Source organism: Deferrisoma palaeochoriense (assembly GCF_054656955.1).
Genome location: NZ_BAAHXI010000158.1, coordinates 1 through 911, shown reverse-complemented (window position 1 = coordinate 911; position 911 = coordinate 1). Strand labels below are relative to the sequence as shown.

The following is a 911-nucleotide window of genomic DNA, read 5'->3' as shown; positions in this document are numbered from 1 at the left end:
GCCCGCCGGGGCCGAAGGACGAGGTGGAAATGGTTGGACAGCAGAGCCCACCCGAGGAGTTGCGCCTCCCCCTCCCGCACCACATCGGCGAGCTTCGCGAGAAACGTTTCTCTGTCCTTTTTGTCACGGAAGATCGCCGTGCCCTCGATGCCCCGCGCCATCACGTGCTGCACCACCCCCAACACGTCCAACCGCGCCATCCTCGGCATCGCCTCGCCTCTCTCCTCGCCCTCAGCGTCCCAAACTCGCAAGCAAACCTAGCAAAACCAAATAACCTGTCAACGTCCCCTCGAGCCTTCGGATCACGAACGCGATGACGGAAGGGCTGAACTCCCGGCTGGATGCGATCTGGCGTAAGGCCCGTGGGTACCGGAACAAGGCGAGGTACCGGGTGGTGATCTTGTTCCATCTCGGCGGTCTCCCCATGGACCCCGTTACCCACTAAAAAGTCGGAAGAGCCCTCGCGGGGCCGCGGCAGATGGCGTCCTCGAAACGCCCCCCGAACCTCATCCTCCCCAAAGATCGTCCGTCGTTCGATCCCGTGAAAGATCAGCGACTACGGCAACTCAAGAATGTCGGGTCGCGCGGTGCGAAGCAGGCACCAAGGACTCCCCAAAAAGCTCGTTACTCAATTATTCAAGGACGTTCCGGTGACCGCCTTAGCGGAAGTGATCATCTTGGCTTGACCGAGCGGCCAATCTGAGCCGCCCGCTGACGCGCCAGAGGAGGCGAGGCTACTGCAGCGTGGGTACCCCGCTTTACTTTTCATGCTGATCAATCTCGTCCCGAAGCCAGTCAACGGCTTGCTTAAATCTCTGAATCTCCTCGGGCCCTCTAAAGACATCAGCAATTGCCACACTAGGCCACTTGGAGAAATCGTCGGGTATCCGACTGAAAGTTTGTATCTCGCT

The 911-nt window shown here is 59.7% G+C and carries 1 protein-coding gene and 1 pseudogene; one reads left to right on the top strand and one right to left on the bottom strand.

Annotation, left to right across the window (positions count from 1 at the left end):
- Window positions 1–209, bottom strand: a 209-nt coding sequence (locus tag ACYQ8L_RS18510; RefSeq protein ID WP_459943297.1) for a transposase, incomplete at its 3' end; no start/stop codon positions are given.
- Between the two features lie 92 nt (window positions 210–301).
- Between ACYQ8L_RS18510 and ACYQ8L_RS18505 the strand changes: the two are divergent.
- A pseudogene (locus ACYQ8L_RS18505) lies at window positions 302–445 on the top strand (transposase); the annotation flags it as partial.
- Between the last annotated feature and the right edge of the window lie 466 nt (window positions 446–911).